The sequence below is a fragment of the Actinosynnema sp. NPDC059335 genome, assembly GCF_042752395.1.
Classification (GTDB): Bacteria; Actinomycetota; Actinomycetes; order Mycobacteriales; family Pseudonocardiaceae; genus Actinosynnema.
Genome location: NZ_JBHYXZ010000181.1, coordinates 316 through 15,570, shown reverse-complemented (window position 1 = coordinate 15,570; position 15,255 = coordinate 316). Strand labels below are relative to the sequence as shown.

At 73.2% G+C, this 15,255-nt stretch carries 13 protein-coding genes; 8 read left to right on the top strand and 5 right to left on the bottom strand.

Going from position 1 to position 15,255, the window contains the following annotated elements:
- Nucleotides 1-81 precede the first annotated feature (81 nt).
- Nucleotides 82-1,032, bottom strand: a complete 951-nt coding sequence (locus ACFXGA_RS35150; RefSeq protein ID WP_378095692.1) for a sugar kinase — start codon at nt 1,030-1,032, stop codon at nt 82-84.
- Nucleotides 1,033-1,239: 207 nt separating this feature from the next.
- Here ACFXGA_RS35150 and ACFXGA_RS35145 point away from each other — a divergent pair, with 207 nt between their 5' ends.
- Complete coding sequence (locus tag ACFXGA_RS35145) at nt 1,240-2,604, top strand: BNR repeat-containing protein (protein WP_378095685.1); 1,365 nt, start codon at nt 1,240-1,242, stop codon at nt 2,602-2,604.
- 50 nt (nt 2,605-2,654) lie between these two features.
- Here the strand turns inward: ACFXGA_RS35145 and ACFXGA_RS35140 are convergent, their stop codons facing one another.
- A complete protein-coding gene (locus ACFXGA_RS35140) occupies nt 2,655-4,484 on the bottom strand; it encodes a DNA/RNA non-specific endonuclease (RefSeq protein ID WP_378095682.1) in 1,830 nt (609 codons plus the stop codon).
- A gap of 259 nt (nt 4,485-4,743) precedes the next feature.
- Between ACFXGA_RS35140 and ACFXGA_RS35135 the strand changes: the two genes are divergently transcribed.
- The gene (locus tag ACFXGA_RS35135) at nt 4,744-6,027 is read left to right on the top strand and encodes a S8 family peptidase (protein ID WP_378095679.1); all 1,284 of its coding nucleotides are present in this window, start codon (nt 4,744-4,746) and stop codon (nt 6,025-6,027) included.
- Here the strand turns inward: ACFXGA_RS35135 and ACFXGA_RS35130 are convergent.
- Both ACFXGA_RS35130 and ACFXGA_RS35125 read right to left on the bottom strand, forming a co-directional pair.
- Nucleotides 6,005-6,568 (bottom strand): response regulator, encoded by a 564-nt coding sequence (locus ACFXGA_RS35130; protein WP_378095690.1) that lies wholly within the window; start codon nt 6,566-6,568, stop codon nt 6,005-6,007. The two genes, ACFXGA_RS35135 and ACFXGA_RS35130, sit on opposite strands and share 23 nt — an antisense overlap.
- Before the next feature lie 94 nt (nt 6,569-6,662).
- Entirely contained in the window at nt 6,663-7,667 is a 1,005-nt protein-coding gene (locus ACFXGA_RS35125; protein WP_378095675.1) for a sensor histidine kinase, read from the bottom strand.
- Nucleotides 7,668-8,405: 738 nt separating this feature from the next.
- Here ACFXGA_RS35125 and ACFXGA_RS35120 point away from each other — a divergent pair.
- Nucleotides 8,406-8,984 (top strand): hypothetical protein, encoded by a 579-nt coding sequence (locus ACFXGA_RS35120; RefSeq protein WP_378095672.1) that lies wholly within the window; start codon nt 8,406-8,408, stop codon nt 8,982-8,984.
- Here the strand turns inward: ACFXGA_RS35120 and ACFXGA_RS35115 are convergent.
- The gene (locus tag ACFXGA_RS35115; RefSeq protein ID WP_378095669.1) at nt 8,924-9,220 is read right to left on the bottom strand and encodes a hypothetical protein; all 297 of its coding nucleotides are present in this window, start codon (nt 9,218-9,220) and stop codon (nt 8,924-8,926) included. The genes ACFXGA_RS35120 and ACFXGA_RS35115 overlap by 61 nt on opposite strands.
- A gap of 245 nt (nt 9,221-9,465) precedes the next feature.
- Here ACFXGA_RS35115 and ACFXGA_RS35110 point away from each other — a divergent pair, with 245 nt between their 5' ends.
- The 5 genes from ACFXGA_RS35110 (at nt 9,466) to ACFXGA_RS35090 (ending at nt 15,056) form a co-directional block, all read left to right on the top strand.
- On the top strand, nt 9,466-10,467 hold the full coding sequence (locus ACFXGA_RS35110) for a LacI family DNA-binding transcriptional regulator (RefSeq protein ID WP_378095688.1): 1,002 nt from the start codon (nt 9,466-9,468) through the stop codon (nt 10,465-10,467).
- Nucleotides 10,464-11,555 carry a galactokinase gene (gene galK, locus ACFXGA_RS35105; protein WP_378095666.1) on the top strand — a complete coding sequence of 364 codons (1,092 nt, stop codon included), beginning with the start codon at nt 10,464-10,466 and terminating at the stop codon, nt 11,553-11,555. The genes ACFXGA_RS35110 and galK overlap by 4 nt, the downstream gene beginning before the upstream one ends.
- A gap of 85 nt (nt 11,556-11,640) precedes the next feature.
- Nucleotides 11,641-12,081, top strand: a complete 441-nt coding sequence (locus ACFXGA_RS35100) for a hypothetical protein (RefSeq protein ID WP_378095663.1) — start codon at nt 11,641-11,643, stop codon at nt 12,079-12,081.
- Between the two features lie 273 nt (nt 12,082-12,354).
- The gene (locus tag ACFXGA_RS35095; RefSeq protein ID WP_378095660.1) at nt 12,355-13,866 is read left to right on the top strand and encodes an alkaline phosphatase D family protein; all 1,512 of its coding nucleotides are present in this window, start codon (nt 12,355-12,357) and stop codon (nt 13,864-13,866) included.
- On the top strand, nt 13,863-15,056 hold the full coding sequence (locus tag ACFXGA_RS35090) for a hypothetical protein (RefSeq protein ID WP_378095657.1): 1,194 nt from the start codon (nt 13,863-13,865) through the stop codon (nt 15,054-15,056). The genes ACFXGA_RS35095 and ACFXGA_RS35090 overlap by 4 nt, the downstream gene beginning before the upstream one ends.
- Nucleotides 15,057-15,255: the final 199 nt, after the last annotated feature.

Below are 15,255 nucleotides of genomic sequence, written 5' to 3'. Positions count from 1 at the left end.
GCCCCCGCCCTGTCCCGAACGTTCAACTCGGCTGTTCCGGACGTAGGACACGCGCGTTCCGGAGGTAGGACACGCGCGGGGTCAGTGGACGCCGGAGGAGGTGACGGTGGCGGCAGCCCAGGTGGCCGGGTCGGCGTCGAGCAGGCGGGCGACGTCGGCGGGCGGCAGGGGTACGGCCATGTCGGACACGGTGCGCAGCGCGCCGGCCGCGGCCAGGTGGCCGGTGCGCAGGCGGCGCGCGGGTGACGCCCCGGCCAGGGTCGCCGCCAGGTAGCCCGCGGCGAAGGCGTCGCCCGCGCCCACCGGCTCGACCACGTCCACGCGCAGCGCGGGCTCGAACACCGGCGGGCCGCCGGCCTCCAGCACGGTCGCGTCGACCGCGCCCTGCTTGACCACCAGCGTGCCGGGCTCGGGCAGCACCTCGCGGACGGCGGCCGGCTCGGACACGCCCCACAGGGCCTCGGCCTCGTCGTCGCCGACCAGGACGAGGTCCGCCGCGGCGGCCAGGGAGCGCAGGACGTCCGGACCCGCCGGCCCCCACAGCGCGGGCCGCCAGTTCACGTCGAACGACGTCGTCACGCCGGGGTGGGCCAGCAACGCCCGCACGAGCGCCAGGCACGACGGGGACAGCGCGGCGGTGATGCCGCTGACGTGCACGTACGACACCGACGCCAGGTCGAGTCGGTCGAGCAACCCGGGCCCGAGCGCGGACGCCGCCGAGCCGGCGCGGTAGTAGCGCACGGCGCTGCCGGCCCGGTCCGCCTCCTTGAGGTAGAGCCCGGTCGGCCGGGCGGGGTCCACCCGCACGTGGGAGACGTCCACCCCGGCCGCCGCCACCGCCGCGACGACCGCCCGCCCGAACGGGTCGTCGCCGACCGCGCTCGCCCAGCCGGCCGGGACGCCGTGCGCGACCAGCGCGCACGCCACGTTGGACTCCGCGCCGCCGACGCCCCGCACCCAGGTCCGCACGTCCTCGGGAGGGCCGGCCTCGGCGGGGGTGAACACGGCCATGGTCTCTCCCACGCACAGCACCGCGACCACTTCGACTCCTTGAGGTATCAGACCTGAACAAAACGATCGTAAACGATCAAATAGTGCTTGACTCGACCTCATCGATCGAAGATGCTCGCTCCCCAGAGCAGCGCGGCCCGCCCCCCGAACAGGAGATCGCCGACGATGGCCCGTAGCCGAACGCCCCGCACCGCCCGCCGACCGGCCGGGGCCGGGAGGGGTCCGGCGATGGGCTCGAACGCGACGGCGGACCGCCCACCGGCGGTGGAGCTGGTGTCGGACACCGTGCTGGACCCGTCCGCGCTGTTCTTCGTGTCCTACGACGGCGTGGTGAACAACAACTCGTTCCAGCGGGACGCGATCCTCACCCACGCCGGGCACCAGTACGCGACGTGGTACACCGGCAGCCGCCACGCGGTCGTGGCGCGCCGGGCGCTCGACGGCGGCACGTGGGAGCACGTCGTGCTGCCCCACCGGTTGCGCGTGGACGACTCGCACAACGTCATCTCGCTCGGCCTCTCGCCGCTGGACGGGACGCTGCACGTCGCCATGGACACGCACGACAACCGCATCTTCTCCGTCAAGTCACGCGAAGGGCTCACGACCCGGCCGCGGGAGGTCCCGTGGGACGCCTCGGCGTTCGGGCCGGTGCGGCGGACCCTGGACGGGGTGGACCTGGGCGAGCTGACGTACCCGCAGTTCGTCGTCACGCCCGAGGGGGTGCTCCAGCTGAGCTACCGCACCGGGTGCTCCGGCAACGGGGTCAACGAGCTGGCCGAGTACCGCGACGGGACGTGGCGGCGGCTGGGCGCGTGGAGTTCGGCGACCGGCGACTACACCGGGCCGAACGGCGTCGTCTCCACCACGCGGAACATGTACCTGCACGGGCTGGACTACGACCGGCGGGGCCGGCTGCACGCCGCGTTCACGTGGCGCGAGGGCGATCGGCGCGTGCTGTGCGCCGACGGCGGGCTGGCCAACCACGACACCGGCTACGTCTACAGCGACGACCGGGGCCGGACGTGGCGCGCCGACACGGGCGCGGTCGTGGGCACGACCGGCGGCGAGCCCGTGGGCGTCTCCTCCCCCGGCGTGCTGGTGGACCGCCTCGGGCCGGACCGCGGGCTGATGAACCAGGAGAGCCAGGCGGTCGACTCCACCGGCACGCCGCACGTGGTGATCAGCTACGTGCCGGAGCGGTTCGCCCGCTGCGTCTCGGACTACGCGGCGCAGCGGACGCGGTTCGCGCGCACCTTCCACCTCACCCGGTCGGCTGGGACGTGGACCAAGCGCGAGGTCCCCGTCCCGCCGGGCAGCACGCAGCGCACGAAGCTCGTGCTGGACCGCGCGGACAACGCCTACCTGGTGATGCCCGGCGGCCGGATCGTGACCGCCGCCGCGGCGGACGGCTGGACCCGGTGGGCGACCGCGTTCACCCCCACGTCGTTCGACGCGTTCGGCGAGGTCAACGTCGACACGTCGCGGGTGGCCGTGGACGGGGTGCTGTCCGTGCAGTACCAGCGGAAGTCGACCGGCGCCACGCCCTCGGCGATCCACGTGGCCGACTTCCGGCTCGACGTCGGGTCCGGGTAGCCGGGGCCTTCCAGGTGGACCCGTGGTGCTCGCGTGGCGGGCGAGGTGGCTCACCAGGTGATGTCGGCCAGGGACTCCAACGGCGCGCGGTCCTCCAACGACTCGGGGACGACGAGCGTGTCCGCCGCCCGCAGCGCTTCCGGGAACGCGAGGTCGCACCGCTGCTCGACCTCGGCGAGCCGCACCTGGAACACCCGGAACTCGTCCAGGTCCAGCGCCTCCAGCCGGTTCAGGTTCTGCGTCAGCACGAACGCCCGCGCGGTCAGCGTGCCGCCGGTGGCGAACGCGATCACCTTCCAGTACTCGCGGGGCAGCGCCACGCCGCGGAACACGCGGTCGTCGGGCTGGAACACCGGGCCGGCGTAGACGCTCACGCGGAGGTCGTCCACGTCCACATCGGACATGACGGCGTCCTCCAGGCGGCCCCACAGGCCCTGGCGCGCGCTCTGGTTGAAGTCGTCCATCTGCGGCGTGATGTTGGTGAAGAAGAACGAGTCGACGTTGGCCTTCTCCGCCACCGCCTTCGGCCCCCACAGCAGGTCGGCGCGCCGCGCCAGGTGGCCGCGGTCGAGCCGGTTGCCCCGGTACAGCTCGTCGCCGACCTGGAACCGCGCGGGGATGCGCGGGTCGAGCACGAACGGGATGCCGGCCCGGTTGATCGCCTTCAGGTCGCCGCCGTCGATGTTCCACGCGACCCAGAACGCGAACCGCCGCGACTTGCTCTGGGCCAGCGAGAAGTGGGTGTAGTCGACGACCACCGAGCCGTTCAGCTCGACCGCGTCGGCGCGGGCCGCCTCGCCCAGCTCCGGCACGCCCACCCCGACGCCGAGGAAGTCCGGGTCGAACCCCGCCGCGGCGGTCGCCCGGACCCGGAGCGGCGGGGTGAGCGTGATGCCGAGCTTCTCGAACACCGAGGCGGGCAGGCACGCCAGCGCGTGCTCGTCGGCGCTGTCCCCGGCCTCGCCCGCGAAGTGCAGGCCCGCCATCGTGCGGCCCGGTCTGCCGTTGGCGGACTTGAACACCCACACCGCGCCGGAGTCGCCGCCCGCGCTGATCTCGCCGCCGGCGGCGGGCCGCGCCGGGTCCGGGCCGATCTCGAAGCAGCCGATCCGCCGCTCGCCGACCCCCGGCCCGTAGTCGATCTTCACGAGGGTGTCGACGCGCCGGACCACGCCGTGCGTCACGCCGGTCGTCCGGCCGCTCTTGACGACCTTGTCGCCCAGTTCGGGCTCGCCGAGCTGGTCCACGGCCACGCCGAGGTCGAGGATCCGCGACTCGAACGCCCGGCCCTCGATGGTGGCTACGGCACAGTCGCCCGCCGCGCCGAGGTGCGACCGGACGAGCCGGCCGATCCGGTTGCGGTCCGTGCGGTTGTCGTCGTGCGCGCCGGGCTGCACCACGTCCTCGCCGAGCGCGCCGTGCGGTCCGTGCAGCACGTGCCAGTTGCTCAGCGCGTAGGGGGTGCCGTCGTCCCGGTCGTAGACGACGCAGCCCAGCGTGCCCGCGGAGACGCGCACGTGCCCGAGGCTCACGCCCGGCGACACGGGGTCGAGGCGCGTCTTGCGCACGTCGCCGGAGGACTCCCCGACCACCCGGAAGTCGGCGCGGTAGTCGCGTTGCAGCACGTCCGTCGGCACGGCCACGCCGTCGACCTCGATCGTCGCGGGCAGCAGCGCGGTGCCGAGCGCGGCCAACGCCTCGGGCTCGGCCTTCCGCCGGACGGTGAACTGGATGGCGACCTCGTCCGTCGGCCTGCCGCCCACGACCCGGTGGCCGATGCCGATGGAGGACACGTTCGGGTCGCGCAGGTACTCGGCGCCCTTGGTGCGCACGAACCGCCTCAGCGACGACCGCAGGTCGTTCCTGTTCTTCTTGACCATGAGCGCAAACCCCCTGTGCGCGCGGTGGTGGCCTTGCTGTCGCAGACCCACGACGGGGTGTTAACCCGGACCGTGTCCGTTCACCTGTTCGGCCCAGCGTTTGGCCACCGGATGCAGTCTTCATCGCCGAGGAGGCGGAAAGTCGACCATCGAGTGGCTGATCGTTGAACTCTGATCGGACCTGTCGTCCCGACCGCCGTCGTGCTGTGGTTCACAGACGAGCACGTTCCCCGACGAAACCCTGCCTGTTGGAGGAGCCGTGAAGATCAGACACGTCGTGGTGGCGAGCGCGGTGCTGGCCGGCCTCGCCGCCCCGTCCGCGCACGCCGCGCCGGTCGGCCCGGTGCTGTACGCCGGGCACCCGGACGCCGTCGCCGGGAGCTACATCGTGGTGCTGAAGCGGTCGGAGGACCTGGCCGCGACCCGGTCCGCCGCGCCGGGGGTCACGTTCACCTACCGCTCGGCGTTACCGGGGTTCGCGATGCGGGCGAGCGCGGCGCTGGCGGGCAGGCTCGCGGCCGACCCGCGCGTCGCCTACGTGGCGCAGGACGTGCGGGTGGGGTTGACCGACCGGGACCTCGCGGCACGGGACGTCGTGACGCGGGAGGTCGCGCGGCCGGAGGTCGTCGCGCGCGACGTCGCGGGGCGGGAGGCCGCCGGGCGCGACGTCGTGGCGCAGGACCTGGCCGTGCAGCCGGACCCGCCGTCGTGGGGCCTGGACCGGATCGACCAGCGCTCCCTGCCGCTGGACCGGAAGTACTTCCACCCGAACACGGCCTCGTCCGTGCGGGCGTACATCTTCGGCACCGGCATCCGGTACACGCACCAGGAGTTCGACGGCGCGGCCGTGCCGGGGTTCGACGCGATCGGCGGCGTGACGCCGCCCGGCAACGACTGCAACGGGCACGGCACGCACATGGCCGGCACGGTCGGCGGCCGGACCACCGGCGTGGCGAAGGACGTGACGCTGGTGTCCGTGCGGGTGCTGAACTGCCAGGGGTCCGGGACCTACTCGCAGATCATCGCGGGCATCGACTGGGCGACCCGGGACGCGGCGGCGAGCGGGCGCAAGGCGGTGGCGCTGATGACGCTCGGCGGCGGGCTGAACCAGGCGTTCAACGACGCCATCACCCGGTCGATCCAGGCGGACGTGCACTACTCCGTGGTGTCCGGCGCCTCGAACGCCAACGCGTGCAACTACTCGCCCGGCAGCACGCCGCTGGCCACCACCGTGGGCGCGACCGACGCCAACGACGCGAAGGCGAGCTTCTCCAACTACGGCCCGTGCATCGACGTGTGGGCCCCGGGCGTGGGCATCACGTCGGCGTGGGGCACCTCGGACACCGCGTACTCGACCATCAGCGGCTCCACGGCGTCCGCGCACGCGGCGGGCGTGGCGGCGCTGTGGCGGCACCGGTTCCCGGCCGACTCGGCGGTGGCCGTGGCGGAGGCGCTGCGGGCCAACGCGACGCCGGGCGTGATCCCGGACCCCGGCGCGGGGTCGCCGAACCTGCTGCTGTTCATGGGGATGATCCCGGTGTAGGCGGCAGCAGGCCGCGGTCGCGGGCGTAGACGGCGGCCTGCGTGCGGTCGCGCAGGCCGAGCCGGTCGAGGATGCGGGAGACGTGGTTCTTCACCGTGCCCTCGCTCAGGTGCAGGCGGCGGGCGATCTCGCGGTTGGTCGAGCCCGCGGCGACCAGGCGGAGCACGTCCACCTCGCGGTCGGTGAGCCCGTCGGGGCGTCCGGGGCGCAGCGCGGACGCCAGGCGGGCCGCCGCGGCCGGGTCGAACTGGACGACGCCGGAGTGCGCGAGCCGGACGGCGGCGGCCAGTTCGGCGGCCGGCCGGTCCTTGAGCAGGTAGCCGGTCGCGCCCGCTCGCAGGGCGCGGACGACGTACTCCTCGTCGTCGAAGGTGGACAGCATGACGACCCTGGCGCGCGGGGTGCGGCGGCGCAGCAGGGCGAGCGCCTCGATGCCGTCCAGGACCGGCATGCGGACGTCCATCAGGACGACGTCCGGGTCCCGCGCGACGGCCAGGTCCACGGCGGCCCGGCCGTCGCCGGCGGTGCCGACGACCGTGATGCCGGGGTGCAGGCCGAGCAGCGCGGCGATGCCTTCGCGGATGAGCTGCTGTCGTCCACCACGACCACGCGCACGTCGCCCCCATCAGGTCTGCTCACGTCGCGGACCTCGGCAGGGTGACGGTGAGCCGGGTTCCGCCGCCCGACGCCACCTCGACCGAGCCGCCGGCCCGCGCGACGCGTTCCCGGAGGTTGCGCAGCCCGAAGCCCTCGCGGTGGGCGGCGAACCCGGGACCGTCGTCGGCCACCACCAGGCGTGCCTCGCGCGGTCCGCAGTGCACCGTCACGGTGACCGTCGAGCCGGGGGCGTGGCGCATCGCGTTGGTGATCCCCTCCTGGGCGGCGCGGTACAGGGTGAGCAGGGTGGCGGTGGGGTAGCGGGACTCGTCGCCGGCGCAGGAGACGGCGACGTCGAGGTGGTGGACGAGACGGGTCAGCTCGTCACCGAGGCGGAAGGGTTCGCGCAGGGCCCGGACCGAGGTGCGGACGTCGGCGAGCGCGCGCCGTGCCGACTCGCGGGCGTCCTCGATGGCGCGGTCCGCCGTCGCGGGGTCGTGGTCGCGGAACGCGGTGGCCTTCTCCAGCAGCACGGAGACGGCGGTGAGGTGGTGCCCGATGCCGTCGTGCACGTCCCGCGCGAGCCGGTTCCTCTCGGCCGCCGCGGAGAGTTCGGCCATGGCGAGGGCGAGGATGAGGCCGATGCCGAACATCAGCAGGTCGGACACGTGCTCGACGGACCGGGTCCAGTGGGGGACGGTGAGCTGGAAGGCGGTGACCAGGAACAGGCCGCTCGCGATCCCGACGGCGATGGCCACCGCGCGGCCGAGGGCGAAGTAGGCGGCGAACGGGAGGAGCAGGAAGAGCACCCTCGCCATGCCGGAGCCGTCGGCGAAGGCGACCAGGGCGACCAGTGCGGCCTGGCCGGCGAGGACGGCGGGGGCGGGGAGGCGCGGGCCGAGGGCGTCCAGGAGGACCAGGGCGAGCAGGCCCAGCGTGAACGGCACCCACCGGGTTTGCGCGAGGCCGGCCAACCCGGCGTACCCGCCGGCCACCAGCACCGTCCCGCAGAGGAGGGGTGGGAGCCAGGTGAGTGGGCGCACGTCGGCAGGCTACGGGTTGGTGGTGGTGCGCCGGTCGCCGTTTCGCCGGCTTGCCGGGTGCGTGGGGTCAGCTTGCCGGGTGTTGGCCGGGATTGCCGGTCGGCTTTGTCGGCGTTGGCCCGGCTTTGTCGGCGTTGACTCGGCTTTGTCGGCGTTGGCCGGCATGCTGGGCGTCCACCGGCTTGCACGGCTCGCCGGCGCGGGGGCGGCGTCTGCCACGAATGGGTGATCTTGGCGGAAGTCCGGAAATGTGATGAAATAAAACGGCGTTACGGCCGGTGTCGAACGTCGGTTGAAACGAAGAGGCCGCCGACCAACCCCCGGCACGCGCCCGGTGGAGGTGGACCGGCCTGGGACACGTCCGCGCCACCCGGCGGTTCGAGCGGTCGCCGAATCCGCCGGCCCGGTCAGTCCCCGGTATCGCCGGCCCGGTGAACCTGGCTGCCCCGCCCGGACACTCGGCGACCAGGCAGCCGGGGCGCTCGGGACCCAGGCGCTCGGGGTCGATCGGCCAAGCGCTTGGAGCGACCCCCTGCGGGTGCGACGCATTGCCAGGTGGCCGGTACCCAGGTCGCCGCGCCGGTGGGAGTTACTGAGCTGGCACAGCTGCCGGACCTCGGTGACAGGGAACGGGCCGGTGGGGAGCCGGTGCGCTCGGTGGCACGTGCCGATCGGCACCCCCGACTCTGACCACTCGGCACTCCCCTGCCCCTGACCAGCGCCAATAGCGTCCCCGGCATGAGCTTCTTGTTGCGATTCGGTGCCTGGTGCGGCGCGCTGTCGGGTCTGTTCATCGCCGTGCCGGGGTTGATCGAGGCGTTCGTCGGCGAGACGACCGCGACCAGCCTGGTGATCGGGGTCTCGCCGGCGTTGGCCGCGCCGCTGGTGACGGCCCTCTACGTGAAGCAGCCGCGCACCGTGCTGGGCACGGTGGGGTACGTGGTGAACTCCGTGGGGCTCGGGCTGTTCGGGGCGGCGGCTTATGCGCTCAACGTCGTCCTCTTCCCCCTCGGCGGGCCGACGCTCCCGGCCGTGACCGTGGCCGTCCTGTCGGGCAGCGCGGCGGTCTTCGCGGTCGGCACGGTGGTGTTCGCGGTCAGCATGATCAAGTCGCGGGTCCACCCGCCCGTGGCCGCGTGGACGTACGCGGTCGCGTTGCCGGTGTTCACGTTCGCCGCACGCCTGCCGGACACGCCGTTGACGAGCGCGCTCCACGTGCTGGTCGGCGGCGCGTTGGTGTGGCTCGCGCGGTCCGCCTACCCGGCCACGCGGTCGGCGGCGAGCAGCAGCGACGCGATCAGGACCAGCGCCGCGTAGGGCACCACGACCCGGGGCCGGCCGCGGGTGCCGGCCCACGTCAGGACGACCGACCCGGCCCACACGAGCGCCGTGCCGCCGGCCGCGACGACGGTCGGCGTCACGCCGTACGAGCACGCCCCCGACACCGAGAACTCGCAGCCGGCGGTCGGTGTGAACGCCACCAGGCCGTACACCATGGCGATCGGCGCGCAGACGCACAGCACCACCGTGCCGAGCACGGCGAGTCGTCTCATGGGCCCGCACGGTAGCAGCCGCGGCACGGGGGTCCACATAGGACTCCAGGTCCGGCGTCACGAGGGCATGTCGGGACCGCGGGGGCGCGGAACACAGTCCGCAGTGGACGGATGTCACACGGGAGGGTGACCCGCGTCACCCTGGAAGAGCACCGATACAACGTTGTAAAACGGCCGCCGCGCCGGCTACGATCCCGGTCGTTCCCGAGAACGGCGACACCGTGACCGAACCCCTGGAGGAGCGCTTGGCCACGCTCAAGGACGTCGCCGCCCTGGCCGGCGTGTCCGTGAAGACCGTGTCGAACGTGGTCAACGGCTACGCGTTCGTGAAGCCGGAGAACCGTCGCCGGGTCGAGGAGGCGTTGACCGCCACCGGCTACCGCCCGAACCTCGGCGCGCGCAACCTGCGCCGCGGCCGGACGGGGTTCGTCGCGCTCGTGCTGCCGGAGCTGGTCGTGCCGTACTTCGCCGAGCTGGCGGGGCTGGTGCTCGGCGCGGCCCAGGAGCACGAGTGGAACGTGCTGATCGAGCAGACCCTCGGCACCCGGGAGGGTGAACGGGACACGTTGGCGTCGCTCGGCCCGCACATGATCGACGGCGCGATCGTGAGCCCGGAGGCGCTGGCGGAACCCGACTTCGGCGAGCTGGCGCCGGGCATCCCGGTGGTGATGCTGGGCGAGCACACGGTGGACCTGCCGCTGGACCACGTCGGCATCGACAACGTCGAGGCGGCGCGTGCCGCGGTGGCGCACCTGGTCGGGCTCGGTCGGACTCGGGTCGCGGCGATCGGGGCGCACCCGCACCGCGGCACGGCGGCGCAGCGGCTGGCCGGGTACCGGCTCGCGCTGGCCGAGGCGGGGTTGCCGGTGCGGGACGAGCTGGTGGCGACGGTGGTGAGCTACCACCGCCGGGACGGCGCGGAGGCGATGGCGCGGCTGCTGGCCGCGCCGCGCCCGCCGGACGCGGTGTTCTGCTTCAACGACCTGTTGGCGATCGGCGCGGTGCGGGCGGCGGCGGAGCGCGGGGTGCGGGTGCCCTCGGACGTGGCGGTGGTCGGGTTCGACAACACCGAGGAGGGCGCGTACAGCGCGCCGTCGCTGACCACGGTGGCGCCGGACAAGGCGGCGATCGCGCACGCCGCGGTGGACCTGTTGCGACGGCGGGTGGACGACCCGGGGCGGCCGCCGGAGCGCGTGCGGACGCCGTTCTCGTTGGAGGTCCGGGAGAGCACGAGGGGTGTCGGGTGACGCGGGACGGGGTGTTCGAGGCGCCGGGTCGGATCAACCTGATCGGCGAGCACACGGACTACAACGACGGTTTCGTGCTGCCGATCGCGTTGCCGCACGTGGCGCGGGTGACGGCGGCGCGGCGGGACGACGGTGTGCTGCGGGTGTCCTCGCGGCAGGCGTCGGGGGTGGCGGAGGTCCGCGTGGTGGACCTCGCGCCGGGTGTGGTGACCGGGTGGGCGGCGTACGTGGCGGGCGTGGTGTGGGCGTTGCGGGAGGCCGGGCACCCGATCGGCGGGTTCGGCCTGCTCGTGGACGGCGCCGTGCCGCTGGGCGCGGGGTTGTCGTCGTCGGCGGCGTTGGAGAGCGCGACGGCGCTGGCGGTGACGGAGCTGTCCGGGGTGTCGCTGGACCGTCGCGAGCTGGCGCGGATCGCGCAGCGGGCGGAGAACGAGTTCGTCGGCATGCCGTGCGGGATCATGGACCAGTCGGCGTCGCTGCTGGCGCGTGAGCGGCACGCGTTGTTGCTCGACACGCGCACGTTGGAGACCGAGCACATCCCGTTCGACCTGGCGCCGGTCGGGCTCACGTTGCTGGTGGTGGACACGAAGGCGCCGCACCGGCTGGTGGACGGCGAGTACGCGGCGCGGCGGCGGGACTGCCACCGGGCGGCGGAGCTGCTGGGCGTGCCGGCGTTGCGGGACCTGGACGGGGTCGGGCACGACCTGCCGGAGCGGTTGGCCCGGCGGGTGCGGCACGTGGTGACGGAGAACGAGCGGGTCACGCGGGTCGCGGACCTGCTGCGGGCGGGGCGGGTCCGGGAGGTCGGGCCGTTGCTGACCGCGTCGCACGTGTCGTTGCGCGACGACTACGAGGTGACCGTGCCGGAGTTGGACGTGGCGGTGGACGCGCTGCTGTCGGCCGGGGCGTTGGGCGCGCGGATGACCGGTGGCGGGTTCGGCGGTTGCGTGATCGCGCTGGTGGCGGAGGCGGACGTGGCGGCGTGCGGCGCGGCGGTGCGGGAGGCGTTCGCGGGGCGGGGTTTCGCCGCGCCGGAGTGCTGGACGGCGACGGCGGCGGCCGGGGCGCGTCGGGTCGACCACGGCTGAGGGCGGGCCGGGCGGCCCCGATACAGTGCGCTCCCACGTCGAGCGCGTCACGACGTGTGGCGCGCGTCCTGGGGAGGAATTGTCGATGCCCGGCAAGGAAGGGCTCAAGGCCGCACTGCACGCCGCCTTCGACTCGGTGGTCGAGGGAGGGTCGGGCTACACCAAGGTGTACGCGGCGGAGATCAGGCAGAAGAACTTCATCGTGATCCGGACGACCACGGTGTCGAACTTCGTGGTCGGCTTCAAACCGGGGTCGACCGACCTGGTCGTGGTCCCGGTCGACGAGGAGCGCGGGGCGATCAAGCCCGGCGCGCCGCTGGTGATCACGGACGCGAACCGGGCGTCCGTGCGCCGGCGGGATTTCCAGGGCCGGTTCGTGGTCAAGACGACGGACGGCCGGACGTTCCGGTTCACGGTGATCCCGTCCGTGCCGAAGCTGCTGTCGATCGCCTACCAGTTCCCGGTGGAGCAGAGGGAGGAGTACGAGGCGTTCGAGGCGGTGCGCGCGTCGCTGACGGCGGCCTGAGGGGTTCCGCGCGGGTGGCGTGCCGCATGGGACTTCGCGATCGGCGCGGGCCGCCCCCATTCGTCAGGTTCTTCGGTAACCAATACATCATCTAGTTGGACAGGCTTTCACCTGCACGGTCGTGGTCCGGCCCCGTCCGGCCGGCCCGGCCGCCCGCCGGCGGCGCTTCGGGTGCTCCACCGGGCGTACACGTCGGGGATGGCCGCTGATCACCTTCGGCGTGTACGCAGGACCGGAACGCGTTCTTCCCGGCCCTGCACCGAAGGAGAGCCGATGTCCCCCCTGACCCGACGAACGCTCATCGCCGGCGGCATCGTGAGCGCCGGCGCGACAGTCCTCGCACCCACCACCGCGAACGCCATCTCCTACCCGTTCACGCTGGGCGTCGCCTCCGGCGAGCCCGCCGCGGACGGTTTCGTGATCTGGACGCGCCTCGCGCCGAGCCCGCTCAACGCCGACGGCCTCGGCGGCATGGGCAGCGCGTCGGTCGCGGTGGAGTGGCAGGTCTCGACGGACCGGCGGTTCACGCAGGTCGTGCGCAGCGGCACGGCGACCGCGACGCAGACGTGGGCGCACAGCGTGCACGTCGAGGTGGCCGGCCTGGAGCCCGGCCGCGAGTACTTCTACCGGTTCCGCGCCGCCGGCCACATCTCCCCCGTGGGCCGCGGCGTCACCGCGCCCGCCGTCGGCACCGGCCCGTCGCTGACCATGCTGTTCGCGTCCTGCTCGCACTTCGAGGAGGGCTACTTCACCGCGTACCGGCGGATGGCCGAGGAGAACCCGCACGTCATCCTGCACCTGGGCGACTACATCTACGAGGGCGGCGCGACCACGACGAAGGTGCGCCGGTTCGCGCCCGCCGCGGAGATCGCGAACCTGGCCGACTACCGGGTGCGGCACGCGCAGTACAAGACGGACGTGGACCTCCAGGCCGCGCACGCCGCCGCGCCGTGGCTGGTGGTGTGGGACGACCACGAGGTGGAGAACAACTACGCGAACCTGGTGCGCGCCAACACCTCCCCGGCCGGCGACTTCAAGGTGCGGCGCGCGGCGGCGTACAAGGCGTACTACGAGCACATGCCGCTGCGCGCGGCGCAGGCCCCGGTCGCGGAGAACATGCAGCTCTACCGGCGGGTCCGGTGGGGCAGCCTGGCCACGTTCCACCTGCTGGACACCCGGCAGTACCGCGACGACCAGGCGTGCGGCGACGGCACGAAGGTGTGCCCGGAGGCCGACGACCCGGCCCGCACGCTGCTCGGCGGCGCGCAGGAGGCGTGGCTGCTCGACGGGATGCGGCAGAAGCTCGGCACCTGGGACTTCCTGGGCCAGCAGGTGTTCTTCGCGCAGAGGCTCGCCTCGGCCGACGGCGCGAAGTCGATGGACTCGTGGGACGGCTACAGCGCCAACCGCGGCCGGTTGCAGCGCGGCTGGGACGCGGCGGGGCTGCGCAACACCGTCGTGCTGACCGGGGACGTGCACCGGTCGTGGGCCGCGAACCTGATGAACGACTACACCGCGCAGGACCGGGTCGTCGGCACCGAGCTGGTCACCACGTCGATCACGTCCGGCGGCGACGGCAACGCGGCCGACACCGGCCTGTCGAGCCTCAACCCGCACGTGAAGTTCTTCAAGAACCTGCGCGGGTACGTCCGCACCACCACCACACCCACCCAGGTGAACGTCGACTTCCGCTTCCTGGACCGGGTCACCACCCGCGACTACCCGGTCCGGACCCTGCAGAGCTACGTCGTGCAGGCGGGCAACCCCGGATTGCAGGCGCCGTGAAGAAGCTGACCGTGATGATCGTGGCGCTCCTGCTGCTGGGCGCCGGAACCGCGTCGGCGGCGGCCACCTGGACCGTCGCGAACAGCACCGCCACCGGCGACCAGGACAACGCCGCCGTGTCGGCGGTCCGCAACGGCTGGACCGCCGTGGTGTGGGAGGACGACCGCGACGACACCGCGCCTGCCGACAACGTGCACAGCGACGTGTGGGTCCGCCTGTTCAAGGACGGCGTGTCGCGGTACGAGAAGAAGCTGTCCGCCGGCGGCACGGGCACGTGGCGGCACGTTCAGCCGGACGTGTCCCTGCACGACAACGGCACCGCGGTCGTGGTGTGGGCCGATGACGCCGACGGCAACGGCTACTACAACATCCAGGTGCGCGAGCTGAACACCGCCGGCACCGTCACCGGTTCCGCGCGGGCCAACGCGAACACCGACGGCCAGCAGCTCGACCCCGCCGTGGCCGCCGACCCCGACACGCCCGGTTTCGCCGTGGTGTGGGAGGACAAGCAGACCTCCGCCAACGCCACCGTGCGCGTCGCCGGGTTCGCGTCGGCGACCTCCAAGACCTACGAGGCCCAGGTGCACGCCGCCGGCGGCACCCACCAGCGGCCGGACGTCGCCATGGGCGCGGCGGGCAACGCGATCGTGGTGTGGGACGAGGACGGCGACGGCAACGGCTACTACAACATCGGCCGCAAGATCCTCACACCGTCCGGCGGGGTGAAGGTGGCGCAGGGCGTGGCGAACGCGAGCGGCGACGGCCAACAACGCCGGCCGGTCGTGGCGGCGAACTTCAACGGCGACCACGTGGTGGCCTGGGAAACCGACCACACCGGCACGGCCCGGGTGGGCGTGCGGTCGTTCGCGGCGGGCGGGGCTGCCTTGACGGTCGCGGACACCGTGCTGGCGGGGACGGACCCGCAGGTCGGGATCGACGACCAGTCGGGCGTGGTGGTGTCGGTCGCGGAGGCACAGGACGTGGTGACGCAGGGGCTCAACGCGGACGGCACGGTCACCGGCCGGTTGCCACGCCAGGTGACGGTGTCCACGGCGACGGGCCGGCAGGACGAGCCCGCGCTGGGCGTCGACGCGTGGGGCCAGATCACCGTGGCCTACACCGACGACAACGACGGCAACGGATTCGACCAGATCTACCTCGGCACCGGCCTGGTCAACAGCACCTGGTGAGCGGTGAACGGCGGCGCGCCTCTTTCCACAAGGACGCACCGCTTCAGCGAAACAGCAATCGCTTGGACCGAGAACTTTCACGAATACCGGCCCAACCGCCGCACAACGGACCCGCCACCACCCCACCGAGGCTCGATTTGACATGGGTTCGGGTGCCGTAGGCTGGACGAAGCCGGGCAGGCTTGGCGGGCGCTTTTTC